Genomic DNA, 24,150 nt, shown 5'->3' with positions numbered 1-24,150 from the left:
GGTCACGACCTGCTCCCCCGCCGCCGGGTCAGCAGCCAGAGCGCGGGCAGCAGCAGGAGGCCGGCGATCGGGTACGCGAAGTCTTCGAGCGGCACGAGCCCCACGCGCACGCCGCTGATGCGCGCGTCCTGATAGGTCATGAACCCTGCACCGATCATCAGATTGTCGAAGACCGCGGTCAACAGCAGGATGACGACGGCGGCGACGGCGATCGGAGCCCACCAGCGACGCACCAGCCGCGTCCGGTCGCGCGCGGTCGCCAGCGCGACGACGAGCACGGCCGCCGCGATCGCGAGGAAGACCAGGCTGAGCAGGGCGTACGTCACCGGGCACGCTCCTTCGCGTGCTGCGGCTCGCCGGTCGGCCGGCGGCGCGCATCCATCACCGCTCGCGCACCGAACACGGTGACCAGGGTGAGGTAGCAGAGGAACAGCAGGAAGAAGACCTCCTCCAGCGGCAGCTCCGGGGCGAGCTCCACGCCGGTCATCAGCGGCGACTCTCCCCGGGCGAACACGCCGAGCAGGATACCGGCGGCATCCCACGCCAGGAAGAAGGCGAGGCCGAGGGCGAGCACGATCGCCGCCCGGCGCGCATCCCGCCAGAACACCAGGCGGAAGCGGGCGTCGAGCAGCACCATCGCCGCCAGCGAGAGGAGCAGGCAGCCGAGGTAGACGAACGTCACGACACCCGCTCCGCCTGCGGGGCGGGAAGCGGTTCGGGCAGCGGACCGGCCCCGCCGTCGCCGCGCAGCCGCTTCAGCACCAGCTCGGCGCTGATCAGGCACATCGGGAGGCCGATGCCGGGGATCGTGGAGCAGCCGGCATAGAACAGGTTGTCGACCTTCGCCGAGGCGTTGCCCGGGCGGAAGAACGCACTCTGCCGCAGGGTGTGCGCCGGGCCGAGGGCGCCGCCGCTCCACGCGTTCAGGTCGGTCGCGAAGTCCTCCGGCCCGACCGTACGGCGCAGCACGATCCGGTCGGCGAGATCCGGGATGCCCGCCCAGGCGGAGATCTGCGCGATGGCCGCGTCGGCGGCACGCTCGATCGCACGGTCGCCCGCGCCGTTGAGTCCGCCGGCGCCGAGCGACACATCCGCCGGCACCGGGATGAGCACGAACAGGTTCTCGTGCCCCTTCGGTGCCACCTCAGGGTCGGTCGCGCTCGGCATGCACACGTACAGCGAGGCCGGGTCCGGGATGCCGGGGTTCGGCCCGTAGATCGTCTGGAAGTTGGCCTCCCAGTCGGTGGTGAAGAACAGGTTGTGGTGGGTCAGCTCCGGCAGACGGCCGCGCACGCCCAGCATGGCGAGCACGACGCCCGGGCCGGGGTCGCGGCGCTCCCATTTCTTCTCGGGATGCGTGCGCAGCTTCTCGGGGAGCAGCGCCGTCTCCGTATGGTGCAGGTCGGCGCCGGACACGACCACGTCGGCGTCGATCGTGTGCACAGCGCCGGACGCATCCCGGTACTCGACGCCGGAGGCGCGCGGACGCGGCGAGTCGCCGTCGGCGGTGGTGCGGATGGCGGTGACCCGCGCCCCGGTCACGAGCCGGACCCCCGCCCCCTCCGCGAGCGCGGCCACCCGGTCGATCAGCGCTGCGAAGCCGCCGAGCGGATACCGCACCCCGTCGTCGAGGTCGAGGTGGCTCATCAGGTGGTACATGCTCGGCGCGCGGTCCGGCGAGGTGCCCAGGAACACCGCGGGGTAGCCGAGCACCTGGCGCAAGCGGACATCGCGGACGAAGCGGGCGGCGTAGCGGTCGAGCGGTTCGAGCAGCAGGCGGGCGAGGCGGGGCAGCCGACGGATCAGGTCCGACGCGAAGAGCGGCCGCAGGTCGGCGAAGGTGCTGTAGAGGAAGCGGTCCACAGCCAGGCGGTACGTCTCGGCCGCGCCCGTCAGGTACCGGTCGAGTGCGGCACCGGCGCCCGGCTCCTCCCGTTCGAACACCGCACGGTTCGCTGCGCCGTCGGCGAGGATGTCGAGCGGCGGCCGGCCGTCCTCCGAGAACACGCGATAACCCGGATCGAGCGTGACGAGGTCGAGCTGCTCGGCCGTGGAGGTGCCCATCAGCCGGAAGAAGTGGTCGAAGACCTCGGGCATGAGGTACCAGGAGGGCCCGGTGTCGAAGCGGAACCCATCATGCTCCCACGAGCCGGCGCGGCCGCCGAGGGTCGCGTTCTGCTCCAGCAGCGTGACCCCGTAGCCCTCGCGGGCGAGCAGCGCCGCTGTGGCGAGACCCGCGATCCCGCCGCCGATGACGACCGCGGTCTGCCCGGTCATGGTCGTTCCCCCTGCGGCGAGCGCGGGAGTGCGGCCGAGACGGTCGCGCGCGTCAGGATGCCGAGCTTCACCCGGATCGGGACGCTGATGCGGCGGGTCAGCAGTTCGCTGGCGGGCGTCGCGCGGATGCGGTCGCTCAGCTCCGCGAACAGCCCGTGCGCGGCGATGATCGCCCGGCGGCAGTTGTCCGGGAGCTCGGGGATGGTGTCGGCCGCCGCCCCGAGGTCGCAGTCGATGTCGACGACCAGGGCGAGCTTCTGCCGTTCCGTCAGCCGCGCCGGGTCGATCCCCGGGAAGTAGCTGCGGCCGAGCTCCGACCAGTCGACCGCGAGGTCGCGGAGGAAGTTGATCTTCTGGAAGGCGGCGCCGAGCCGTCGGGCGCCCGCCTCCAGCCTCCGTCGCGTGTCGTCCGGCACCGGACGGTCGGCCAGGAAGACCCTGAGGCACATGAGACCGACCACCTCGGCCGAGCCGTAGACGTACTCGCGCAGCTCCTCCGCCGTGAAGTCAACGGGGCTGAGGTCGCGGCGCATCGACGCGAAGAAAGGACGGGTCAGGTCGACACCGATGCCCGTCGCCCGGGCGGTCACCGCGAACGAGTGCACGACGACGTTGGCGCTGTACCCGGTGCGCATCGCGCGCTCGGTGTCGGCCTCCAGGGCGTCGAGCAGCTCCCGCTGGTCGTCGACGTCGAGCCCGGCTTCTGCCGCGGCCCCGTCGACGATCTCGTCGGCGACGCGGACCAGCGCGTACACGTCCTCCACCCGGGGACGGATCTGCGCGGCGAGGAGGCGGGTCGCCATCCCGAACGATGTCGAGTAGGCGTGGATGATCGTGGCCGCACCGGCGTGGGCCGCGTCCGTGTAGGTGGCGAGGTCGGTCGGCACGGCGGTCGTCGGAGCCTCGGGCGCTCGAGTCATGCGATCCTCCCGATGCAGGAGCGTGCCACGTCGGCGAGGGGTTCGGCCAGTGCCGGCGGGATGGATGGGGAGTCGAGCAGCGCGACGGCGCGATCGACATGGTCGGCGAGCAGCCGCTCGACGAACCGGCGCGCGCCGCACTCCTCGAGCACGGTGGCGAGCCGTCCGGCCTCATGCGGCGCGAGGTCGCCGCGGCCGAGGGACGGCGCGACCTCCTCCCAGCGGGCGGTTCCGCGGGCGTACGCGATGAGAGAGGTCTCCTTGCCCTGACGGAGATCGCTGACGATGCTCTTTCCGGTGACGTCCTCCGCGCCGAAGACGCCGAGAAGGTCGTCGCCGAGCTGGAAGGCGATCCCGACGAGCCGGCCGTACTCGGCCAGCGACGCGAGCACGTCCTCTCCCCCGCCGGCGAGCAGCGCGCCCGTCATCAGCGGACCGGAGACCGAGTAGGCGGCCGTCTTGTGCTCGGTCATGGCGAGCACGTCGTCGAGCGCCGGGGCGTCGTCGCCCAGGCGCCCCGAGAGGGCGACGTCGGCGAGCTCGCCTGCCGCCGTGACGAACACGCTGTGGTCGAGGATGTCGAGGAGGCGCTCGCGCGTCCACTCGTCGGTGTCAGCGCGGGCGAGGACAGTGGATGCGGCGTGAAGCAGCAGATCGCCGGCCAGGATGGCGCCGGACTCGCCCCAGCGACGGGCCCGGACGGCGCTCGCCCCGTGAGCGACGGCGTCGGCAGCGAACTCTCCCGCGGTGTTCGGCCGGCCGCGCCGGACGGTGTCGCCGTCGATGACGTCGTCGTGGAGCAGGAACGCGGTGTGCAGCAGCTCGTACGCGACCGCCGCGGTGCAGGCGACGTCGCGCTCGACGCCGCCGAGTCCGCGGTACGCCAGGAGGACGAAGCGCGGGCGGATGCGCTTGCCGCCGTCTGCCGCATCCCGAGCCGACTCCCACAGCCGACGGTAGGAGGGGCCGTAAGCGGAGGCTGCGGAGATCCGCTCGGTGAAGAAGCGGTCGAGCCGCTCCTCGACCGACGCGAGGTCGTGCGCCAGAGTGCTGTCGCCGGTCGAGTTCTGACCGGTCGCCTTCTCCTCAGGAGTGCGCGCGTCAGGAGTCCGCGTTTGGGGGTGCAGCTGTGTCATGCCCGGCGCTCCCTTGTCTAGCTTGGATAGCAAATAACCTAGCACGATTCTTACGGATGGGAATAGGATGTTCGCATGACACCGGCTCGGGATGACGCGCGACGCGACGCACGCCGCATCTCCGCATCCCTCACCGATCCCCGCGTGATCGACCCGCGGCAGGAACTCGTCCGGCACGACGACCTGAGCGAGGAGGAGCTGGCGCAGATCGTCCGGCTGCTCGCCGCGATGCGCGAGTGGCGTGACGCCGACCAGCGGCTCAGCTTCGAATCCCGCACGCACATGAAGCTCAACGAGACCGACATGCGGGCGCTGCGGTACATCATCGCGTCGATGAACGCCGACGTCCCGGTCACCGCCGGGGCGCTGTCCGACCACCTCCACATCTCCACCGCCTCCACGACGAAGCTACTCGACCGCCTGGAGCGTGCCGGCCACGTCGTCCGCCGCCCGCATCCGACCGACCGCCGTGCCGTCACCGTCGAGATCACGCCGGAGACGCACCGTGAGGTCCGCCGGACCATGGGACTGCAGCACGCCCGCCGGTTCGAGGTGGCGCGGTCTCTCAGCCCCCAGGACCGTGACACGGTGACCCGATTCCTCCGCGACCTCAGCGAGACGACGCTGGCGTCGGTTCCTGCCGTGGGTGCGGGTTCGGACGATCCGGATGCTCGTGAGTCGGACTCCGGTCCGGATTCTGCTGCCCGGTCGGACGCGCGACGCGGCTAGCCGCCTTCGGGTGCTCCGCCTCGTACACGATGCGGTTCGCCATCCCGTTGAAGATCACGCCGTGGAACGGCAGGATCGCGAACCAGTAGAGCCGTCCCGAGAGTCCGCGCGGGAAGAACACGGCGCGCTGCCGGTACTGCGATCCCCCGCCCTCGCGCGGACGGACCGCGAGCTCCAGCCAGGCACGCCCCGGAACGCGCATCTCGGCGCGCAGCCGGAGGCTGCTCCCCCGCTCGATCCGCTCCACCCGCCACCAGTCGAGGGCATCGCCCGTGTTCAGGTGGTCGGCGTCGCGGCGTCCGCGGCGGAGGCCGACGCCCCCGACCAGCTTGTCCGCCCAGCCGCGGAGCGCCCAGGCGAGCGGGAACGAGTACCAGCCGCGCTCTCCGCCGATGCCCTCGACGACGCGCCACAGCATCTCGGGGTCGGCGGTCGAGTCGCGTTCGCGCAGGTCGGTGTAGACGGTGTGCCCCGACCATTCGGGGTCGCTCGGCAGCGGATCGCTGGGCGCCCCCGCAACCGAGGCGTCCTGCCAGCTGGTCTCCACCTCCCCCGACCGCTCGCGCGCCAGGGCCAGCCGGACGGCTCGGCGATACGGGGTCAGCCCTTCTGGCGGCGGCGGGATGACGGCGTCGATGTCGTGCTCGCGCATCACGCAGTCGTATTGCAGCGACTCGATGATGGGGACGGCGAGGCTGCGCGGGATGGGCGTGACCAGGTTGACCCACTGCGAGGCGAGCCACGGGGTGAACACCGGCAGGGACGCGATCGGTCGTTGCGGCAGGCCCGCCTCCAGGGCGTAGGCGTTCATCATCTGGCCGTAGCGGAGGATGTCCGGGCCGCCGATGTCGAACGCCCGAGACACGTCCGGTGGGAGCTCGGCCGCCTCGAGCACATAGTGCAGGACGTCGCGGATGGCGATCGGCTGGATGCGGTTGCGCACCCAGCGCGGCGCCGGCATGTACGGCAGCACCTCGGTCAGGTGCCGGATCATCTCGAACGAGGCGGACCCGGAGCCGATCACCACGCCCGCCTGGAAGACCACCGTCGGGACGCCGGAGTCGAGCAGGATGCGGCCGACGGCCACGCGGGAACGCAGATGCCGCGAGAGCTCGCCGTCCGGGTGCAGGGCGCCGAGGTACACGATCCTGCGGACGCCCGCTGCCTCGGCCGCCTCTGCGACCGTGCGAGCCGCCGCGGACTCCTCCTCGTCGAAGTCGCCGCGGGCCCGCATGGAGTGGACGAGGTAGTAGACGACGTCCACATCGCGGACCGCGCGGGCTACGGCATCGGCATCGTGCAGGTCGCCCTCCACCACCTCCACATCGCCCGCCCAGGGCACGTCCGTCAGCTTCTGCGGCGAGCGCGCCAGCACCCGGACGTCGTGACCGCGGGCGAGCAGCCGCGGGACGAGGCGGCCGCCGATGTAGCCGGTGGCGCCGGTGACCAGGATGCGGGAGGGGCTCATGGGGGCGACAGTACGCCCGTGGGCGAACATCCGGGCATGGCAGCCGTTCGGCGTCGCATCGAACGGGGGAACCATCCTGTACGTTTTTCCTATGGGCAAGCTCGTCTACGGTGGCACCACCGAGATCGGTTTCGAGGACCGGGTGCTGGCGCACCTGCAGATCGTGATCGGACTGAAGCTCCGCCGCAAGGAGGGTTTCTTCTTCTCCTGGCGCGACGAGCAGGGCGTCGGTGACGGTCGCAGTGCGATCTGGATCGACCCGGCCATCCCCCTGCTGTTCCGCTACAGCGGCGGCCGGTACCCCCGCATCAACAAAGCCTGGCTGGAGCAGCTGACGGCGTCGTCGAACAGTTCGCAGGGTCTCCAGCTGACCGAGGAGATCGGCGCGCTCGGCGCGGACGAGGTCGACGCGGATTCGCCTCCCGGGCGCTGACCGCATCCACACGCAGACCGCATCCACACGCATCCACACGCAGAAGGACCCCGCACCGATCAGGTGCGGGGTCCTTCTTCTCGTGCTCTCGATTCAGCGCAGGTACTCGAGCAGCTCCGGGCAGCGGAGGCGCTTGAGGCTGCGGGTCTCCAGCTGGCGGACGCGCTCACGGGTGATGCCGTACACCTCGCCGACCTCGTCGAGGGTCATCGGCTTGTGACCGTCGAGGCCGAAGCGCATGCGCACGACCTTCGCGTCGCGCGGCGGCAGCTCGCGGAGGCGCTCCTCCAGGTCGCGGTGACGGAACTCCACCTCGACGGCCTCCGGCGGACCGGCGAAGTCGCCGTCCTCGATCAGGTCGCCGAGCTCGGCGCCCTCGTTCTCGCCGACCGGCACGGCCAGCGAGACGGTCTCCGAGTCGCTCATCTGCAGCTTGTGGACTTCGGCGGGGTCGAGGTTCGAGGCCTCGGCCATCTCCTCCAGGGTGGGCGTGCGGCCCAGCTCCCCGCCCAGGTCGCGGCGGATGCGGTCCAGCTTGTCGATCTTCTCCACCGTGTGCACGGGGATGCGGATCAGGCGGGCCGTGTCGGCGATCCCGCGGAGGATCGACTGGCGGATCCACCAGGTGGCGTAGGTGGAGAACTTGTTGCCCGTGCGGTAGTCGAACTTCTCGACAGCGCGGACGAGACCGAGGTTACCCTCCTGGATGAGGTCCATCACGGGGAGGCCGCGGCCGGCGTACCGCTTGGCGATGCTCACCACCAGGCGGAGGTTCGCCTCGATGAACCGCTCGAACGCGCGCTTGCCGTCATCGGCGAGGTACTGCAGCTCACGCTTCTCGCGGGGGGTCAGGTTCGGGCGGATCGCCAGCCGCTCTCCGGCCAGCACTCCCACCTCGATCCTCTTGGCCAGGGCGACTTCCTCGTCGGCGGTCAGCAGCCGCGTGCGGCCGATGGCATTGAGGTAGTCCCGTACCGGGTCGCTGGTAACTTCGAGCGTCGTCATCGTGTCATCCCATTCAGCCCGTGTACGCACGGGCGACCTCGTTTAAGTGCTCTCAGTTCGGGTGCGCCACCTCGCCTTCCGGGTCGGTGGTTCGTTAGCCACGATAAGCAATGCACCCCGTACCCCAACAAGGGGTTGACAGGGGTACCAGCGGTGCGCTATCGGACCCTGAGAACAAGTGAACGCCGGTTTGTCAAGGCTCTCCCTTCGGATACACAGGACCCGTACAGTCCCCCGAGTGACAGCTCACACATCGCAGAGGAACGCGGCGTCGCTGAAGACGATCCGCACAGCCATCCCCGCTCGCATGGACCGCCTCCCCTGGTCCCGCTTCCACTGGCTCGTCGTCGTCGGACTCGGGACCGTGTGGATCCTGGACGGCCTCGAGGTGACCATCGTCGGCGCCATCGGAAGCCGCCTGACCGAACCCGACAGCGGCCTCGGACTCACCACCGCCCAGGTCGGACTCGCGGCGGCCATCTACGTCGCCGGCGCCTGTACCGGCTCCCTGGTGTTCGGCTATCTGACCGACCGGTTCGGCCGCAAGAAGCTGTTCATCATCACCCTGGGCCTCTACCTGGTGGCGACGGTGCTGACCGCGTTCGCCGTCACCCCGTGGATGTTCTTCCTGTTCCGGTTCTTCACCGGCGCCGGCATCGGCGGCGAGTACGCGGCCATCAACTCCGCGATCGACGAGCTGATCCCGGCCCGGCGGCGCGGACTGGTCGACCTGGCCATCAACGGGTCGTACTGGCTCGGAACGGCGTTCGGCGCCATCCTCACCGTGTTCCTGCTGAACACCGACATCTTCGCCCCGAACATCGGTTGGCGGATCGCGTTCGGTCTCGGCGCGGTGCTCGGCCTCGTCATCCTGCTCGTCCGCCGGAACGTGCCGGAGTCGCCGCGGTGGATGTTCATCCACGGTCGCGACGAGGAGGCCGAGAAACTCGTCGACGAGATCGAGGAGAGCGTCGAGAAGGACACCCACCAGAAGCTCGAGGCGGTGCCCAGCGACCGCGAGATCGAGATCCACCAGCGCCGCTCCACCGGTTTCGGCGAGATCGTGCGCGTCGCGATCACGCAGTACCCGAAGCGGTTCGTGCTCGGCCTCTCGCTGTTCATCGGCCAGGCGTTCCTCTACAACGCCGTGTTCTTCACCTACTCGCTGGTGCTCACCAAGCTGCTGAACGTCCCGGACGACGTGGCGCCGTGGGCGCTGGTCCCGATCGCGATCGGCAACTTCCTCGGGCCGTTCCTGCTCGGTCACCTGTTCGACACGGTCGGGCGGAAGTTCATGATCACCCTCTCGTACGTCGGCAGCGGCGTCCTGCTGGTCGGGACGGCCATCCTGTTCGACTCCGGTGTGCTGGACGCGTTCTGGCTCACCGCATGCTGGATGGTCGTGTTCTTCTTCGCGTCGGCCGGCGCCAGCGCGGCGTACCTCACCGTCAGCGAGATCTTCCCGATGGAGACCCGGGCCATGGCGATCGCGTTCTTCTACGCGGTCGGAACCGGCATCGGCGGCATCATCGGCCCGATCCTGTTCGGGAACCTGATCGAGGGCGGCATCCACTCGGTGGTCATCGGGTACTACATCGGGGCCGGGCTGATGATCGCGGCCGGGCTCGTGGAGCTGTTCCTCGGCGTGAACGCGGAGGGCAAGTCGCTGGAGGAGATCGCCTCCCCGCTCTCCGCCTCGACGAAGGCGCAGGCACCCGCCAAGCGCTGACCTGGTCCCACGCCGACAGCTCCTGAGTTTTTCGCCCCCGCGACGGCGTGTCGCGCGAAAAACTCAGGAGCTGTTGGCGTGTGTCAGCTGGTGGAGAGGAGTTCGAGGAGGGCGGGCTCCGGCGCGCGACCGCCGGAGGTGTCGATGACCTCGCCGCTGCGGTAACGGTCGAAGATGCGCGGGTCGATGTAGCTGTTGCGCGCGATCGCCGGCGTGTTGCCGAGGGCCGCGGCCGCCTCGTTCACGGCCGCGCTGATCCGCTTCTTCCGCTGGGAGTCCGAGCCGGCGACACCCAGCTCGGCGAGCGCCTCCGCTGCGACGATCGTGCCGTGCAGCGTCCGGAAGTCCTTCGCGGTGAACTCGCCCCGCGTCTGCCGGCGGATGTACTCGTTCAGGGATGCCGGACGGATGGAGTGCCAGGTGCCGTCCTTCCACGACAGCAGCCGCGAGCGCTGGCCGCGGAGCGCCTGAATCTGCCTCAGCAGTTCCGCCAGGTCGGCGTCGGTGATCGTGCTCGTCCACTTCTGCGCCGACTTCGCGGGGAACGTCAGCGTGATGTCGTCGTCCTCGATGCGGGCGTGCCTGCAGAGCAGGGTCGTGAGCCCCCGGCTGCCGTTGGCATGCAGGTACTCCTCACTGCCGATCCGGACGCTGCCGAGGTCGATGATGCGGAAGGCTGCGGCGAGGATGCGGTCTCGGCCGAACCCCTCCTCCCGCAGGTCCATGGTCACCTTGCGGCGCGCCGACGGCAGGGTCTCGGCCAGCTGCGCGGCCCGCTCGAACTTGACGCGGTCCTGGTGCAGCCTCCACGAGTCGTGATAGCGGTACTGCCGCCGGCCGGCCTGGTCCGTCCCGACCGCCTGGATGTGCCCGCGGGCGTCCGGCGAGATCCACACGTCCTGCCAGGCGGGCGGGAGCACGAGCGAGCGGATGCGTTCCAGCTCGCGCTCGTCGACGATCGTGTTGCCCGCCTCGTCCTCGTACACCGGTCCCGAATCCGTCATCCTCCGGTGGTAGCCGGGGCCGGACGGGTTGCTGCGCTTCAGCCGCGTCACGCGGGTTTCTTCGCAGACTTCTTGGCCGGGGCCTTTCGCGTGGATGCGGTGGACGATTTCGATGAGGCGGACTTCGATCCGGAGGCGGAGCTCTTCCGCGCCGCCGGCTTCTTCTCGTCGGACTTCTCGCCGGACGACTTCGACGAGCGGCTGCGCTCGACACTGCGTTGCAGAGCCTCCATCAGGTCGATGACCTCGCCACCGCCCTTCTTCTCCTCCGCCTCCTCACCGAAGGTGGCGGCGGTGTCGACGCTCTCCCCCTGCTCCAGCTTGGCGTCGATGAGCTTGCGCAGCTCGTCCTGGTACTCGTCGCTGAACTTCTCCGGCTCGAAGTCGCCGGCGAAACTCTCCATCAGGGCGCTCGACAGCTGCAGCTCGCGGTCCGAGATGCGCGGGGTCTGGTCCAGCGACGGGAAGTCGGCCTCCCGGATCTCGTCGTGCCAGAGCAGCGTCTGCAGCACGAGCAGGTTGCCGCGCACGCGCAGCGCGCCCAGCCGGGTCTTCTGGCGGAGGGCGAACTCCACGATCGCCGTACGCTCCTCGTCCTCCAGCGTCTTCCGCAGCAGCGCGTACGCCTTCAACGACTTGGAGTCCGGCTCCAGGTAGTAGCTGCGGTCGAACATCAGCGGGTCGAGCTGGTCGTTCGGGACGAACTCCACCACGTCGATCTCGCGGCTGCGCTCCGAGGGCAGCGACGCCATGTCCTCGGCGGTCAGGATGACGGTGCGCTCACCGTCGTCGTACGCCTTGACGATGTGCTCGTACGGGATCACCTTGCCGTCGATCTCGCAGCGCCGCTGGTAGCGGATGCGGCCGCCGTCCGCGTCGTGCACCTGGTGCAGCGGCACGTCGTGATCCTCGGTCGCGCTGTATACCTTCACCGGAACGTTGACCAGACCGAAGGTGATCGCGCCCGTCCAAATGGCCCTCATGTGCCCATCGTGTCCGGCAAGTGTCGCATTTTCAAGCCATGATCAGGGAATGCGCCGGAACGCATCCGCGACCGCACGGCCCGGGCGTACGGTGAGGGCATGGCCGCGCAGGACACCGAGGTCGTCGAGATCGACGGCCACCGCCTCAAGCTGACCAACCTCGACAAGGTCATGTACCCGGAGACCGGGACGACGAAGGCCGACATCTTCGGCTATTACAACGCCGTCGCCGACGTGATGATCCCGCACGTGCGCGACCGGATCGCGACGCGCAAGCGCTGGGTGCACGGCGTCGGGACGCCCGACGACCCGGCGGAGGTGTTCTTCCAGAAGAACCTCGACCCGGCCTCCACCCCGGACTGGGTGCGTCAGGCATCCATCACCCACAAGACCAGCACGAACACCTACCCGCTGGTCAACGACCGCGCGACGCTCATCTGGCTGGCGCAGATCGCGTCGCTCGAGATCCACGTGCCGCAGTGGCGGGTGGGGCGCGGCGGCGAGCGGAAGAACCCCGACCGGCTGGTGCTCGACCTCGACCCCGGCGACGGCGTCACCCTCGTCGACTGCGCGGAGGTCGCCCGGCTTGCCCGCGCCATCCTCACCGACATGGGGCTCGACCCGATGCCGGTCACCTCCGGTTCCAAGGGCATCCACCTCTATGCCGCCCTCGACGGCTCGCAGACCAGCGACCAGATCAGTGCGGTGGCCCACGAGCTGGCGCGCGCGCTCGAAGCCGACCATCCCGACCTCATCGTGAGCGACATGAAGAAGTCGCTGCGCGCCGGCAAGGTGCTCGTCGACTGGAGCCAGAACAACGGCGCGAAGACCACGATCGCGCCGTACTCGCTGCGCGGCCGCTTCCATCCCACCGTCGCGGCGCCCCGCACCTGGCGCGAGCTCGCCTCCAAGAACCTGGAGCACCTGGACTACCGCGAGGTCATGCAGCGCCTCAAGCGACGCGGGGACCCGCTGGCGGAGCTCTCCGCCGGGCACGGGGGCCACGCGTCGGAGCCGGATCGGCTGTCCACCTACCGCTCGATGCGGGATGCGGCCAAGACTCCCGAGCCGGTGCCCGCCGAGCGGCCCGCTGCCCGGGAGGGACGCTCGTTCGTCATCCAGGAGCACCACGCCCGGCGGCTCCACTGGGACTTCCGGCTCGAGAACGACGGCGTGCTCGTCAGCTGGGCGCTGCCGAAGGGCACGCCGACCGACACCAAGCAGAACCACCTCGCGGTGCACACCGAGGACCATCCGCTCGAATACGGCAGCTTCGCGGGCGACATCCCGCACGGCGAGTACGGCGCCGGGCACGTCGACATCTGGGACCACGGCGACTACGAGCTGGAGAAGTGGCGCGACGACGAGGTGATCGCCACGCTGCACGGCCAGCCGGACGGCGGGCTCGGCGGGGAGCCGCGGAAGTTCGCGCTCATCCGCACGGCGCAAGGCGGCGACGAGAAGAACTGGCTCATCCACCTCATGAAGACGGAGGGGCAGGACGGACATTCGGAGTCGAAGGATCGGGCCAAGGCGGGATCGAAGCGCGCCTCCGCGGCGACGTCCCGCGAGCCGGGGCCGGCGATCACCGGTGACCCGGTCTCCCCCATGCTCGCAACGCTCGGCTCGCAGGCCGACGTGACCGACGAGGACGAGTGGGCGTTCGAGATGAAGTGGGACGGCATCCGGGCCATCGCGGAGGTGCGCGGCGGCCGGCTGCGGCTCACTACACGCAACGGCAACGACGTGACCGTCACCTATCCCGACCTCGCCGGGCTCGTGGACCTCGCGGGCGACCACGACCTCGTCCTGGACGGCGAGATCGTGACCCTCAACCCGAAAGGGCGGCCCGACTTTGGGCTGCTGCAGACGCGGATGGGACTGACCCGGCCCGGCGACGTGCAGTCCGCCCTCACACGAGCGCCCGCGCACTACATGGTGTTCGACGTGCTGGAGGTGGACGGGAAGAAGCACACGCGCGACACCTACGACGAGCGCCGTGAACTCCTCGGTGAGGTGCTGCGGCCCGACCGCGGCGACCCGGTGCAGGTGCCGCCGGCGTTCGACGGCGACCTCGAGCACGCCATCGCATCCAGCCGGGAGCTCGGCCTCGAAGGCGTCATGGCCAAGCGCCGCGACAGCACCTACGCGACCGGCCGGCGCTCGCGCTCGTGGATCAAGATCAAGCACCACCTCACGCAGGAGGTCGTCATCGGCGGGTGGACCCCCGGAAACGGGCGCCGGGCGAACACCATCGGAGCACTGCTGCTCGGCATCCCGGACGGTGACACCCTGCGCTACGTCGGCAAGGTCGGGACCGGATTCACCGACCGCGTCCTGGACGACCTGGCCGCCAAGCTCGGAGCGCACGAGCGCAAGACGCCGCCTCTGGAGGGCGTGCCGTCCGCCGACGCGCGCGGCGCCCACTGGGTGCGGCCGGAACTCGTCGGCGAGGTCGAGTTCGCCGAGTGGACCGGGCCCGGGCGACTGCGGCAGCCGTCCTGGCGCGGGCTCCGGCCCGACAAGCGGCCGGACCAGGTCGTCCGGGAGTCGTGATCCTCGTCGAAGTGCACGTCGTGGCGGTTATTTCGCGCGAATAGCGACCACGACGTGCACTTCGACGAGGGATTCAGGGGGTCGGCGCGAGCGCGTCGTAGCGGCGGAACGAGCCCTGGATGCGGGCGATCACGCCGACCAGCACGACGATCAGCAGGCCGCCGAGGAGCGGCGGGAACCAGAGGGCACCCGTCACGGCGAGCACACCGATGTACAGGTCGCCGAGACGTGGACCGCCGGTGACGACGACGGTGAACACGCCCTGGAGCCGGCCGCGCATCGCATCCGGCGCGGAGGCCTGCAGGATCGTCATCCGGAAGATCGAGCTGACGTTGTCTGCCGCTCCCGACGCGGCGAGCAGCACCGTCGCCGCGATGAGTGCGGGCAGGTTCGCCTCGACGAGGGAGGCGCCGCCGCCCGCCGTGCCGGTGAAGGCGACCACCGCCAGCACGATCCCGAAGCCGAGGATGCTGGCCCCGTAGACGATGATGGCCCGTTCGACCGCGCGGCCCTGCCAGCGGACCCCGCCGAGCCGCCCGGAGAAGACGCTCGAGAGCAGCGTCCCGACCGCCCCGGCTGCCGTGAGGATGCCCACCGTGATCGGTCCGCCGCCGATCAGCAGCGCACCCACCGCGGGGAACAGCGCACGCGGCTGACCGAACGTCATCGCGATGACGTCGAGCACGAACGTCATGCTGAGGTTCGGCGCGGTGCGGAGGAACCGCAGACCCTCCAGCACCGAGGAGAGGCCCGCGCTCTTCCGCTCGCCCTCCGGCACGATGGACGGGAGGGTGAAGATGCCCAGGAACGCGGCCGTGAAGAGCACCGCATCCACCGTGTACGTCCACGGGATGCCGACCGTCGCGACGAGCAGGCCCGCCAGCGCCGGGCCGACGGTCACCATGACGCCCATGCTGATGCCGCCCAGGGCGCTGGCCGCGGGGAGCAGGCTCACCGGGAGCAGTCGCGGCGTGATCGCCTGGCGGGTCGCCCCGATCATCACCCCGGCCACGGCGTTGATCGTCGTGATGACGTACAGCGGCCAGACGACCGGGATGTGCATCCATGCCAGGAGCGCGAGCGCGGCCGTCGACGACCACGCGACGATCGCGGTCACCAGCGCGACGGTGCGCCGGTCGAAGGCGTCGGCGAGGACGCCGCCGTAGAGGCCGAAGACGATCATGGGGACCAGGGCGAAGAGCGCCACCAGCGACACCGCGAGCGTCGAGTGCGTGAGGTCGTAGATGTGCAGCCCGACCGCGACGATGGTCATCTGCGAGCCGATGCCGGAGATCGCTCCGCCTGCCCAGAGCCGGGCGAAGGCCGGGGACTCGCGCAGCGGCGAGAGGTCGACGAAATGGCGACGCCGCGAGAGGGTCTCGGCCGGTGGTGCCGAGGGGTCCGCGGGGGCGGTCGGGTCGGGGAGGCCGCTCCGGTCGGTGCCGGTCCGGTCGGCGCCGATCCGGTCGGAGCTCGGGTGCGGGTCCGTCCCGCGCTGCCGGTCCGCGCTCAGAAGCGAGGCTGCTTGCTGAGGCGCACTGCGGCGGTCGAGAAGACGACGCCGGCGAGCATGATCACCACGGTGATCGCCTGGAGCAGCACCTGGAAGAACGGGGTGAACGGTGTCACGGAGACCCAGAGCCAGAGGATCGCGCCGATGAGCGTGATGACGTAGCTGAAGGTGCGGCGGGCGTAGAGCGCGTTGAGCGACACGACGGTGGCCGCGACCGTGACCTGGAAGAAGGGCAGGAAGTCCTCCGCGTTGCCGGTCCAGGTGGCCACGAGGCTCCACACGCCGATGACCAGCGACGCGAGCACGACGATCGTGGCGAGGAGATTGCCGAGTGCGGTCGGCAGGGTCGTGCTCAGGCTGCGGACGAGCGTGCCGTGCTCGTCGCTGCCGACGACGTCGCGCTGCTGTTCGTTGGGCTGGGAGATGACGTGCGTGCTCACGCCGTCGATCCTACCGCCCGCGGCGACGTCCCGCAGAGGCCGTCCACAGGGCGGGTCGTGCGCAGTCGTCCACAGCTCCGCGACCCCGGGCGTTCTCCACAGACAGCGGGGATGCGCGCCTCGCCGGACCGGCTCGGCGTACGTTGGCGGTATGGCAGCATCCCGTCGTCGCACCCGATCGCGCACCTCGCGCCGCGCTCCCCGTCGCCTCTCGCTCCCCGCCCGCCTCAAGAGGTGGGATGCGAGGGTCGCGTCACGCATCAACGCGCGCACGACGGGCGCGGTGTCGGACGGGTTCTGGCGCGGCCTCACGCTCGCGGCCAACCACGGCAAGCTGTGGTTCGCCGCAGCAGCCGTCCTGGTCGCCCTGGGCCGCCCGCGGGCGGCGGTTCGGGGGCTCGCCTCGCTCGGCATCGCCAGCTTCGTCGCCAACCTGGTCGGCAAGCGGCTGGTCGGCGGCGACCGGCCGGCCCTCACGTCCATCCCGCTCGCGCGTCGGCTGGAGCGCTCCCCCACCTCGCCGTCGTTCCCGTCGGGCCACACGGCGAGCGCCGCCGCCTTCGCGACCGGGGCGGCGCTGGAGTGGCCCGCGGCCGGCGCGGTGCTCGCGCCGCTGGCCGCGGGCGTCGGATACTCCCGCCTCCACACCGGAGCACACTGGCTGTCCGACGTCGCCGGAGGCGCCGCGATCGGCGCGGGGGCCGCCGTCGCGCTGAAGCTCGCAGCCCCGGCGGTGAAGACCGCCGCGCGCCGCGACCCGCCGACGGCACGCATGATCGACCTTCCGGCCACCGACACCGGCGATGGCGTGTTCATCGTGGTGAACCCGGGCTCCGGTCGCGGGCTCGGCGGCCCGGAGCCAGGGCCGCTGTTGCGGAAACGGCTGCCGCAGGCCGACATCCATGAGCTGGCGGACGGCGACGACATCGGCGAGGTGATCGAGGGCCGGCTCGGTGCGGAGACGCCGCCGCGCGTGCTCGGCGTCTACGGCGGTGACGGCACGGTCGCAGCGGTCGCCCAACAGGCTCGGGCCGCGGACCTCCCGCTCCTGGTGTTCCCGGGCGGGACGTTCAACCACTTCGCGAAGGCCGCCCTGCTCGACACCGTCGACGCGACGCTGCAGGCGCTGGCCGACGGGTCCGGCCGCCAGGTCGATGTCGCTGACCTGACGTTCGGCACCGGCGAGACGATCACCGTGCTGAACACGGCCTCGGTCGGCATCTACCCGTCGTTCGTCGAAGAGCGCGAGAAGCACGAGAAGCGGCTCGGCAAGCCGATCGCGGCGCTGATCGCGGCGATCCGGGTCGTCCGCCGCGGCGATCCCCTGCAGATCGAGATCGACGGGCGACCACGAACGGTCTGGTCGGTGTTCGTCGGCGTCGACCGGTACTACCCGGTCGCGGTCGCGCCGATCGAGCGGCGGCGGCTCGACGACCACCTGCTCGACGTGCGCATCCTGTTCGCTGGCGGGAAGCCGCGATCCCGAGGCGCGGTCGCCCTCGCCTTCGGCGGCAGGACCGACGCCGTGGTCGCCCGGCTGCCGTTCCTGCAGGGGCCGCCCGCGCTCGAGGCGCGCACCGTCGAGGAGATCACCATCGCGGCGCAGGGCGATGACCCGGGCTACGCGCACGACGGCGAGGCGTCGACCGAGACGCCCGGCGACCCGCGGAAGATCACCCTCCGGATGCGGCCGGCAGCTCTGAAGGTGTACTCGCCGAAGGCGTGACGCGCACCGACGGTGCGGTCAGCCGCGGCGCTGGAGCACGCCCTTCACGTACGCGGCCTGACCGGCGTGCTGCAGGTCGTCCGAGATCACGCTGACCAACCGCACCGCCAGCGTGACCGGCGGATCCCACTGCCGGTCGACGACGCGGGCGAGATCGTCGTCGGTGAGCGTTCGGACGAACTCCTCGGTACGTGCGTGCACCCCTTCGTGATACCCGACCAGGTCGGTCGCGCTCACGTCGGCGAGCTGCGCGACATCGTCGGAGCTGTGGCCGTACCCGGTGTCGGAGACGTCGAACGGCAGGGCGAAGCGCTCCGCCCATCCCTCCTCCGTCCACGCCTGGGCACGGCCGGCGACCTCGGAGACGTGATCGTCCTGCACCCGGGTCAGGTGCCAGACCAGCCACGCGATCGAGTTCGCGTCCGGGTCGACCCGGCCTCCCAAGGTCTCGGCGTCCAATCCGCGGACGGTGCTGCGCACCACCCCCGCGATCCGGTCGAACGCATCGATCAGAAGCTCACTGCTCGCGGTCACGTATCCTCCTCGCATCGTCTGCCCCGCACGATACGCCGCCCACGCTCCGCTCAGAGCACGGCGGCCTCCCGTGCCGGAAGCGGCTCTGGGGCTGCCGGACCGACGTATCGCGACGACGGCCGCAGGATCTTCCCGTCGGCCGCCTGCTCCAGGATGTGCGCCGTCCACCCCACCACCCGCGCGGCGGCGAACGTCGGCGTGAACATCGACCGGGGGATGCCGCAGAGCTCCATCACGACACCCGCGTAGAACTCCACATTCGTGTGCAGCTCCCGGCCCGGCTTCAGCTCCGCGAGGAGCTCCTGCACCCGTCGCTCGACCTGCACCGCAAACTCGACCCGCGGGCCACCGAAACCTTCTGCGAACTCGCGCAGCATGCGCGAACGCGGATCCTCCGTGCGGTACACCGCATGTCCGAAGCCCATCACGCGGCCGCCCTCCGAGAGCGTGCGCCGCACCCACTCGTCCGTCCGGTCCGGCGTGCCGATCTCATCCAGCGTATCCAAGGCTCGGCTCGGCGCGCCGCCGTGCAGGGGCCCGGACAGCGCGCCCAGTGCGCCGCCGACCGCCGACGCGAGATCCGCCCCGGTCGACGCGATCACGCGGGCGGTGAATGTGGAGGCATTGAACCCGTGGTCGATCGCCGCGGTCATGTACGCGCTCAGCGCGCGCTCCTCCTGCGGCGTCGGTTCGCGACCCGTCACCAGCTGGAGGTACCCGGCGACGTATCCCAGGTCGTCCCGGGGCTCGAGCGGCTCACGTCCTTCCGCGAGCGCGTGGAGCGCGGCGAGCAGGACGGGCGTGACCGCGGCGGTGCGGATGGCGTCCTCCACCCGCGCCTCCGGGCTCTCGTCGTACAGCGGACGCGCCCCGTCGGCCGCGGCAACCGCGGTGAGAGCCATGCGCAGCCCGGCCAGCGCGTCCCCGCCCGCTGTCAACCGGGCGATCGCCGGGAGCAGGTCGCGCACCTCGGACGGGACCGACCGGGCCGCCACGATGCGCGCGCGGAACGCCTCCAGCTCTGCCGGGGTCGGCAGCGACCCGAAGAGCAGCAGGTGCCACGCCTCCTCGAACGTCCGCTCGCGCGCCAGGTCGACGGCCGAGTACTGCCGGTAGTGGTAGAAGCCTTCGTGACCGCGCACATCGCCGAGCTCCGTCCGCGCCGCGACCACGTTGGTGAGGCCGCGGGGAACGTCGATGAGGGTGTCATCCATCCTGTCCATATCGGTAGTGTGAACGTGGATGCAACACATCGTCAACGTTGATCGGATCAATATGGATGCGCTCCCCCGCCTCACCGCCGACCAGACCGCCGAGCGGCTCGGCGTGAAGCTGGAGACCCTGTACGCGTACGTCGCGCGCGGTCGGCTCGGACGCGAACGCACCGCGGAGGGCTCGACCTTCGACCCTCTGGAGGTCGAGCGCTTTGCGGCGAGCAGGCGCCGTCGTCCATCCGCCGACGGCGGCCACTCCGAGGGTCGCCCGTTGATGGTGATCGAGACCGCCTTCGCCCTCATCGAAGATGGTGAGCTGCGCTATCGCGGCCGTCCCGTCGACGAGCTCGCCGCCGAGCCGTTCGAGACCGTCGCGCGCTGGGCGCTCACCGGTGAATGGGATGCGGCGGCGCGATTCGCTCCCGGAACCGGCGTCGACGCTGCGCGGGCCGTGGCCCGCGCCCTCCCCGCTGCGGCCGGCGACCGCGACCGCCAGCTGGTCGCGGTGAGCGCCTTCGCGGCTTCCGACCCGCTGCGCGCCTCCCTCGACCCGGCCGCCGTGGCATCCGCCGCCGAGCGCCTGGTCGCCGGGATGGTGGAGGTGCTCGCGCCGAGGCGGAGCATCGACCAGGGGCCGACCGACGCGCCGTCGAACGTGAATGGCCAGCCTGACCTCGCCTCCCGCCTGTTCGGCCGGCTCTCCCCCGCGGCGCCGTCGGCCAACGACATCCGGCTGTTCAACGCCGCCCTCGTTCTGCTACTCGACCACGACATCGCCGTCTCCACCCTTGCCGCCCGCGCCGCGGCGTCGGCCCGCGCCACCCCGTACGGCGTCGTCGTCGCGGGACTCGGCGCGCTCGACTCGCCGCTGCACGGCAACGCCAGCCGGGCGGCGCACCAGCTTCTGGCGCGCGTCGTCGCCGGCGAGGACCCCGCCCGCGCGGTCGCCGACGCCGTGGTCGCATCGCACGGACCCGTTCCGGGATTCGGCCAGCCGTTGTACCCGGCGGGCGATCCGCGGGCGCGCATCCTGCTCGGGATGCTGGCTGACGAGCCGCGCCATGCTGCCGTCACTGCCGCGGTGGAGGCCGTCGGCGACGTGGTCCGCGAGCGCACCGGCGCCCATCCCAACGTCGACCTCGCCCTCGGCGCCCTCACCCTCGCGACGGGGATGCGCGACGACGCCGGCGAGGTCGTGTTCGCCACGGCCCGCACCGTCGGCTGGATCGTGCACGCCCTCGACGAGTACGCAGAGCGGCCGTTGCGGCTGCGGCCGGTCGGCCGTTACGTCGGCCCGTGACCGGCGCCGCGCCCGTGTGCCGCATCCGTGGGTCGCAACACGCCGTTACAGCGACGCCTCAACGGCGTGTTGCGACCCACGGATCGGCGGTCAGCGCCGCAGCGCCTTGCGCGCCAGCCAGTTGCCGAGGAATTGCGCCGCCTGCACCAGCACGACGATCGTGATGACCGCGATCCACGTCACCGCCCAGTTGTAGCGCTGGTACCCGTACGAGATCGCGAAGTCGCCCAGACCACCGCCGCCGATGCTGCCGGCGATGGCGGACAGGTCGACGATCGCGACGAAGATGAACGTGTAGCCGAGGATGAGCGGACCGAGCGCCTCGGGGATGAGCAGCGTCGTGATGATCCGCCACGGGCTCGACCCCATCGCCCGCGCCGCCTCGATGACGCCCGGTTCGATGGTGACGAGGTTCTGCTCCACGATCCGAGAGATGCCGAAGGTCGCCGCGATCGTCATCGGGAAGATCGCCGCGGGGGTGCCCAGGAACGTGCCGAGCACCAGCTGCGTCAGCGGCGCGATCGCGGTCATGAAGATGATGAACGGGATCGGCCGGATGAAGTTGACGACGACGTTCAGCACGGTGAAGAGCGCCCGGTTCTCGAGCAGTCCGCCGCGCCGCGTCGTGTAGAGCAGGACGCCGAGCGCGAGTCCGAGGATGCCGCCGAGCACCAGGGTGGCGACGACCATCCACAGCGTCTGGCCGATGGACTCGAGGTACACCGGCCACAGGGTCGACCAGTCGGTCATGCGGCCACCTCCTCGACCTCGGTCACCGTGCGGAGCTCGGCGATCAGCGCATCCACGTCGCCCGGCTCGCCGAGGAGCTCCAGCGTGAGGCTGCCGAACGATCGGCCCTGCAGCGCGGAGATGCCGCCGTAGACGATCTCGAAGCGCACGTTGTGGCGGCCTACCGCGTCTGACAGCACCGATCCGAGGCGGCCGTCGTCGTGGATGCGCGCCGAGACGATCCGACCGGAGTGCTTGCCGCGGAGGCGCTCGATGTCCGCCTCGCCGGGTTGGTTGCGCAGCACCGTTCCGACGAACCGCTGGGCCGTCGGCGTCTGCGGATCGGAGAAGACCTCGAACACCGTGCCCTGCTCGATCACCCGGCCGGCGTCGAGCACCGCGACGCGGTCCGCGATCGAGCGCACGACCTCCATCTCGTGCGTGATCACGACGATGGTGACGCCGAGTTCGCGGTTGACCCGCTTCAGCAGGGCGAGCACGTCGGACGTGGTCTCGGGGTCGAGCGCGCTGGTGGCCTCGTCGGCGAGCAGGATGTCGGGGTTCGTCGCGAGCGCGCGGGCGATGCCGACGCGCTGCTTCTGGCCGCCGGAGAGCTGGTCGGGGTAGCTCCACGCCTTGTCGGTGAGGCCGACGAAGGCGAGCAGCTCGGCGACCCGCTGCTTGCGCTTGTCGGCCGGCCACCCCGCCACCTTGAGCGGGTAGGCGACATTGCCGAAGACGGTGCGCGAGCGGAACAGGTTGAACTGCTGGAAGATCATGCCGATGCCGGCGCGGACCTGTCGCAGGTCGCGTTCCCGCATGGTCGTCAGGTCGCGTCCGTCGACGATCACGGCTCCCGCGGTGGGATGCTCCAGCGCGTTGATCAGCCGGACTAGGGTGCTCTTGCCCGCGCCGGAGTAGCCGATGATCCCGAAGATCTCGCCGCGGCCGATGGTGAGGTCGAGCCGGTCGACGGCGGGAACCGCGGCGTCGCCAGAGCCGAAGCTCTTGGTGACGCCGCGGAACTCGATGATGGGACCCGCGGTGGCCGTGTCGGGCACTACTGCGCCGCCTCGATGGTCTTCTTCAGGTCGTCGAGGATGCCGATCAGGTCGGACTCGGGACGGTTGACGATGACCGCCGTGTTCTTCGACTCGGCGAGCACCGCATCCGTCACCGCCTTGGTGTGGTACAGCTTCGCGATCTTCAGGTAGGTCGGGTTGTCCTTGTCCTTCTCGCGGGCGACGAAGGCGTTGATGTAGGGCTCGGCGGTCTCCGACTTCGGGTCGTCCTGGAACAGCGCCGACTTCGGGTCGATGCCCGCGGTCAGGGCGTAGTTGTTGTTGATGATCGCGCCGTCGGCCGAGCTGAGCGCCGGGGCCGTCTGGGCGGCGTCCACCGGGATGACGGTGACCTTCGAGGCGGCGGCGTCGATGTCGGCCGGGGTGGCCAGGGTGCTGCCGCCGTTCTTCAGCTTCAGCAGCCCGGCCTTCTGCAGCACCAGCAGGGCGCGCGCCTGGTTGGTCGGGTCGTTCGGGATGGCGATCTTGCCGCCCTGGGGGATGTCGTCGAGGCTCTTGTGCTTGGTCGAGTACAACGGCAGCGGGACGACGAGGGTCGCGCCGATCGGCACCAGGTTCTGCTTCGCCTGCACGTCGTAGTTGGCGAGGAACTGCAGGTGTTGGAACAGGTTCAGGTCGAGCTGACCGTCGGCGAGCGCCGGGTTCGCCTGCGTGTAGTCGCGGAAGTTGACGGTCTGGATGTCGATGCCCTCCTTCGCCGCCTCCTTCTTCAGCACGGCCCAGTACGGCGAGGACGCCTCCGTTGTGCCGATCTTCACCGTGACGCTCTTGGCGGTGGCGGTGCCCGATCCCGTGAGGTTCACGACGACGAGGACGACGGCCACGATCACCGCGACGACGGCGATGCCGATGCCGACGAAGAGGCCGATGCGGGAGCGCTTCGGCTTCTCCGGGAGCGCGGGGGTGGGTGGGGTGGCGTCGGACATGGCTGTGCCTCTCTCTCGTGAAGGGGGGATGTGCCGGCGAACGCTGTGGCGGCATATCCGAGCCTCTCCCGAGCCGACGACAGTGGTCAAAACGTCTTGCGAAATGTGACGCCGCCCGTTCATCCGGCGACCCTTACGGTCGCGGTGGGCCACGCGTAGGGTGAGTGGGGTCAGCGTTCCCGCAGACGGAGTGGAGACGGAATGAGCGACATCAACGACGACGACATCAGCACCGACGCGGTCGGCGGCGGCGAAGGCCCCGCGGACGGCGGAGCGAACCCGGGCGGCCACGACGGCGGAGCCGACGGCTCGGCCGCAGGCGAAGGCCCGGCCGACGGCGGAGCGAACCCCGGCGGCCACGACGGCGGAGCCGACGGCTCGGCCGCAGGCGAAGGCCCGGCCGACGGCGGAGCGAACCCCGGCGGCCACGACGGCGGAGCCGACGG

At 70.6% G+C, this 24,150-nt stretch carries 23 protein-coding genes; 7 read left to right on the top strand and 16 right to left on the bottom strand.

The annotated features are described in order from the left end of the window. Positions 1-2 precede the first annotated feature (2 nt). Genes ABIC47_RS15570 through ABIC47_RS15550 form a run of 5 tightly spaced genes read right to left on the bottom strand, consistent with a single transcriptional unit; the run spans position 3 to position 4,333 of the window. A complete protein-coding gene (locus ABIC47_RS15570) occupies positions 3-326 on the bottom strand; it encodes a lycopene cyclase domain-containing protein (RefSeq protein WP_354481758.1) in 324 nt (107 codons plus the stop codon). Then, the gene (locus tag ABIC47_RS15565; protein ID WP_354481755.1) at positions 323-682 is read right to left on the bottom strand and encodes a lycopene cyclase domain-containing protein; all 360 of its coding nucleotides are present in this window, start codon (positions 680-682) and stop codon (positions 323-325) included. The genes ABIC47_RS15570 and ABIC47_RS15565 overlap by 4 nt, the downstream gene beginning before the upstream one ends. After that, the gene (gene crtI, locus ABIC47_RS15560; RefSeq protein WP_354481753.1) at positions 679-2,277 is read right to left on the bottom strand and encodes a phytoene desaturase family protein; all 1,599 of its coding nucleotides are present in this window, start codon (positions 2,275-2,277) and stop codon (positions 679-681) included. Before crtI ends, ABIC47_RS15565 begins: the two co-directional genes overlap by 4 nt. Beyond that, positions 2,274-3,197 (bottom strand): phytoene/squalene synthase family protein, encoded by a 924-nt coding sequence (locus ABIC47_RS15555; RefSeq protein ID WP_354481750.1) that lies wholly within the window; start codon positions 3,195-3,197, stop codon positions 2,274-2,276. The genes crtI and ABIC47_RS15555 overlap by 4 nt, the downstream gene beginning before the upstream one ends. Then, a complete protein-coding gene (locus ABIC47_RS15550; RefSeq protein ID WP_354481748.1) occupies positions 3,194-4,333 on the bottom strand; it encodes a polyprenyl synthetase family protein in 1,140 nt (379 codons plus the stop codon). Before ABIC47_RS15550 ends, ABIC47_RS15555 begins: the two co-directional genes overlap by 4 nt. Before the next feature lie 75 nt (positions 4,334-4,408). On the opposite strand from ABIC47_RS15550, the gene ABIC47_RS15545 reads away from it, so the two are divergent. Continuing rightward, on the top strand, positions 4,409-5,062 hold the full coding sequence (locus ABIC47_RS15545; protein WP_354481746.1) for a MarR family winged helix-turn-helix transcriptional regulator: 654 nt from the start codon (positions 4,409-4,411) through the stop codon (positions 5,060-5,062). On the opposite strand, the gene ABIC47_RS15540 is transcribed toward ABIC47_RS15545, so the two are convergent. Next, entirely contained in the window at positions 4,944-6,530 is a 1,587-nt protein-coding gene (locus ABIC47_RS15540; protein WP_354481743.1) for an SDR family oxidoreductase, read from the bottom strand. The two genes, ABIC47_RS15545 and ABIC47_RS15540, sit on opposite strands and share 119 nt — an antisense overlap. Before the next feature lie 91 nt (positions 6,531-6,621). Here ABIC47_RS15540 and ABIC47_RS15535 point away from each other — a divergent pair, with 91 nt between their 5' ends. Then, positions 6,622-6,963, top strand: coding sequence for a DUF7882 family protein (locus tag ABIC47_RS15535; RefSeq protein ID WP_089876356.1), 342 nt, complete (start codon positions 6,622-6,624; stop codon positions 6,961-6,963). Between the two features lie 93 nt (positions 6,964-7,056). On the opposite strand, the gene ABIC47_RS15530 is transcribed toward ABIC47_RS15535, so the two are convergent. Then, positions 7,057-7,968 (bottom strand): sigma-70 family RNA polymerase sigma factor, encoded by a 912-nt coding sequence (locus tag ABIC47_RS15530; RefSeq protein WP_089876358.1) that lies wholly within the window; start codon positions 7,966-7,968, stop codon positions 7,057-7,059. A 307-nt stretch (positions 7,969-8,275) separates the two neighbouring features. Here ABIC47_RS15530 and ABIC47_RS15525 point away from each other — a divergent pair, with 307 nt between their 5' ends. Continuing rightward, positions 8,276-9,697, top strand: coding sequence for an MFS transporter (locus ABIC47_RS15525; protein ID WP_354482140.1), 1,422 nt, complete (start codon positions 8,276-8,278; stop codon positions 9,695-9,697). Positions 9,698-9,780: 83 nt separating this feature from the next. Here the strand turns inward: ABIC47_RS15525 and ABIC47_RS15520 are convergent, their stop codons facing one another. Further along, complete coding sequence (locus ABIC47_RS15520; protein ID WP_018191417.1) at positions 9,781-10,752, bottom strand: DNA topoisomerase IB; 972 nt, start codon at positions 10,750-10,752, stop codon at positions 9,781-9,783. Further along, entirely contained in the window at positions 10,749-11,684 is a 936-nt protein-coding gene (gene ku / locus ABIC47_RS15515; RefSeq protein ID WP_020077335.1) for a non-homologous end joining protein Ku, read from the bottom strand. Before ku ends, ABIC47_RS15520 begins: the two co-directional genes overlap by 4 nt. Before the next feature lie 99 nt (positions 11,685-11,783). Here ku and ABIC47_RS15510 point away from each other — a divergent pair, with 99 nt between their 5' ends. Next, positions 11,784-14,240 carry an ATP-dependent DNA ligase gene (locus ABIC47_RS15510; RefSeq protein ID WP_354481740.1) on the top strand — a complete coding sequence of 819 codons (2,457 nt, stop codon included), beginning with the start codon at positions 11,784-11,786 and terminating at the stop codon, positions 14,238-14,240. Positions 14,241-14,313: 73 nt separating this feature from the next. On the opposite strand, the gene ABIC47_RS15505 is transcribed toward ABIC47_RS15510, so the two are convergent. Continuing rightward, positions 14,314-15,579, bottom strand: coding sequence for an MFS transporter (locus ABIC47_RS15505; protein WP_081626628.1), 1,266 nt, complete (start codon positions 15,577-15,579; stop codon positions 14,314-14,316). Between the two features lie 170 nt (positions 15,580-15,749). Beyond that, the gene (locus ABIC47_RS15500) at positions 15,750-16,193 is read right to left on the bottom strand and encodes a nitrogenase-stabilizing/protective NifW family protein (RefSeq protein WP_020077333.1); all 444 of its coding nucleotides are present in this window, start codon (positions 16,191-16,193) and stop codon (positions 15,750-15,752) included. Between the two features lie 151 nt (positions 16,194-16,344). On the opposite strand from ABIC47_RS15500, the gene ABIC47_RS15495 reads away from it, so the two are divergent. Then, positions 16,345-17,919: a bifunctional phosphatase PAP2/diacylglycerol kinase family protein gene (locus ABIC47_RS15495; protein WP_354481737.1), complete on the top strand. Its 1,575-nt coding sequence runs from the start codon at positions 16,345-16,347 to the stop codon at positions 17,917-17,919. Positions 17,920-17,937: 18 nt separating this feature from the next. Here ABIC47_RS15495 and ABIC47_RS15490 read toward each other — a convergent pair whose 3' ends face one another. Together ABIC47_RS15490 and ABIC47_RS15485 are read right to left on the bottom strand one after the other, a co-directional pair. Continuing rightward, entirely contained in the window at positions 17,938-18,453 is a 516-nt protein-coding gene (locus tag ABIC47_RS15490) for a mycothiol transferase (protein WP_089876366.1), read from the bottom strand. A gap of 50 nt (positions 18,454-18,503) precedes the next feature. Continuing rightward, the gene (locus tag ABIC47_RS15485; RefSeq protein ID WP_354481733.1) at positions 18,504-19,676 is read right to left on the bottom strand and encodes a citrate synthase; all 1,173 of its coding nucleotides are present in this window, start codon (positions 19,674-19,676) and stop codon (positions 18,504-18,506) included. A gap of 19 nt (positions 19,677-19,695) precedes the next feature. Between ABIC47_RS15485 and ABIC47_RS15480 the strand changes: the two genes are divergently transcribed. Then, the gene (locus ABIC47_RS15480) at positions 19,696-20,967 is read left to right on the top strand and encodes a citrate synthase (RefSeq protein ID WP_354481730.1); all 1,272 of its coding nucleotides are present in this window, start codon (positions 19,696-19,698) and stop codon (positions 20,965-20,967) included. Positions 20,968-21,057: 90 nt separating this feature from the next. On the opposite strand, the gene ABIC47_RS15475 is transcribed toward ABIC47_RS15480, so the two are convergent. Genes ABIC47_RS15475 through ABIC47_RS15465 form a run of 3 tightly spaced genes read right to left on the bottom strand, consistent with a single transcriptional unit; the run spans position 21,058 to position 23,704 of the window. After that, positions 21,058-21,717, bottom strand: coding sequence for a methionine ABC transporter permease (locus ABIC47_RS15475; RefSeq protein ID WP_018191426.1), 660 nt, complete (start codon positions 21,715-21,717; stop codon positions 21,058-21,060). Next, positions 21,714-22,757, bottom strand: a complete 1,044-nt coding sequence (locus tag ABIC47_RS15470) for a methionine ABC transporter ATP-binding protein (protein ID WP_354481726.1) — start codon at positions 22,755-22,757, stop codon at positions 21,714-21,716. Before ABIC47_RS15470 ends, ABIC47_RS15475 begins: the two co-directional genes overlap by 4 nt. Further along, positions 22,757-23,704, bottom strand: coding sequence for a MetQ/NlpA family ABC transporter substrate-binding protein (locus ABIC47_RS15465; protein WP_354481723.1), 948 nt, complete (start codon positions 23,702-23,704; stop codon positions 22,757-22,759). The genes ABIC47_RS15470 and ABIC47_RS15465 overlap by 1 nt, the downstream gene beginning before the upstream one ends. Before the next feature lie 201 nt (positions 23,705-23,905). Between ABIC47_RS15465 and ABIC47_RS15460 the strand changes: the two genes are divergently transcribed. Then, positions 23,906-24,150: BatC protein (locus ABIC47_RS15460; protein ID WP_354481720.1), on the top strand; the 245-nt coding region annotated here is incomplete at its 3' end.

The organism is Leifsonia sp. 563, assembly GCF_040545055.1.
Lineage (GTDB): Bacteria > Actinomycetota > Actinomycetes > Actinomycetales > Microbacteriaceae > Leifsonia.
The sequence above is the reverse complement of the archived record's forward strand: the minus strand, read 5'-3'. Positions and strand labels throughout refer to the sequence as shown.

What these genes read in the sequence shown, in the direction of transcription:
- crtI (WP_354481753.1), bottom strand. Translation starts at nt 2,277, where the DNA reads ATGACCGGGCAGACCGCGGTCGTCATCGGCGGCGGGATCGCGGGTCTC.
- ABIC47_RS15555 (WP_354481750.1), bottom strand. Translation starts at nt 3,197, where the DNA reads ATGACTCGAGCGCCCGAGGCTCCGACGACCGCCGTGCCGACCGACCTC.
- ABIC47_RS15550 (WP_354481748.1), bottom strand. Translation starts at nt 4,333, where the DNA reads ATGACACAGCTGCACCCCCAAACGCGGACTCCTGACGCGCGCACTCCT.
- ABIC47_RS15545 (WP_354481746.1), top strand. Translation starts at nt 4,409, where the DNA reads ATGACACCGGCTCGGGATGACGCGCGACGCGACGCACGCCGCATCTCC.
- ABIC47_RS15540 (WP_354481743.1), bottom strand. Translation starts at nt 6,530, where the DNA reads ATGAGCCCCTCCCGCATCCTGGTCACCGGCGCCACCGGCTACATCGGC.
- ABIC47_RS15535 (WP_089876356.1), top strand. Translation starts at nt 6,622, where the DNA reads ATGGGCAAGCTCGTCTACGGTGGCACCACCGAGATCGGTTTCGAGGAC.
- ABIC47_RS15530 (WP_089876358.1), bottom strand. Translation starts at nt 7,968, where the DNA reads ATGACGACGCTCGAAGTTACCAGCGACCCGGTACGGGACTACCTCAAT.
- ABIC47_RS15525 (WP_354482140.1), top strand. Translation starts at nt 8,276, where the DNA reads ATGGACCGCCTCCCCTGGTCCCGCTTCCACTGGCTCGTCGTCGTCGGA.
- ku (WP_020077335.1), bottom strand. Translation starts at nt 11,684, where the DNA reads ATGAGGGCCATTTGGACGGGCGCGATCACCTTCGGTCTGGTCAACGTT.
- ABIC47_RS15510 (WP_354481740.1), top strand. Translation starts at nt 11,784, where the DNA reads ATGGCCGCGCAGGACACCGAGGTCGTCGAGATCGACGGCCACCGCCTC.
- ABIC47_RS15495 (WP_354481737.1), top strand. Translation starts at nt 16,345, where the DNA reads ATGGCAGCATCCCGTCGTCGCACCCGATCGCGCACCTCGCGCCGCGCT.
- ABIC47_RS15485 (WP_354481733.1), bottom strand. Translation starts at nt 19,676, where the DNA reads ATGGACAGGATGGATGACACCCTCATCGACGTTCCCCGCGGCCTCACC.
- ABIC47_RS15480 (WP_354481730.1), top strand. Translation starts at nt 19,696, where the DNA reads ATGCAACACATCGTCAACGTTGATCGGATCAATATGGATGCGCTCCCC.
- ABIC47_RS15475 (WP_018191426.1), bottom strand. Translation starts at nt 21,717, where the DNA reads ATGACCGACTGGTCGACCCTGTGGCCGGTGTACCTCGAGTCCATCGGC.
- ABIC47_RS15465 (WP_354481723.1), bottom strand. Translation starts at nt 23,704, where the DNA reads ATGTCCGACGCCACCCCACCCACCCCCGCGCTCCCGGAGAAGCCGAAG.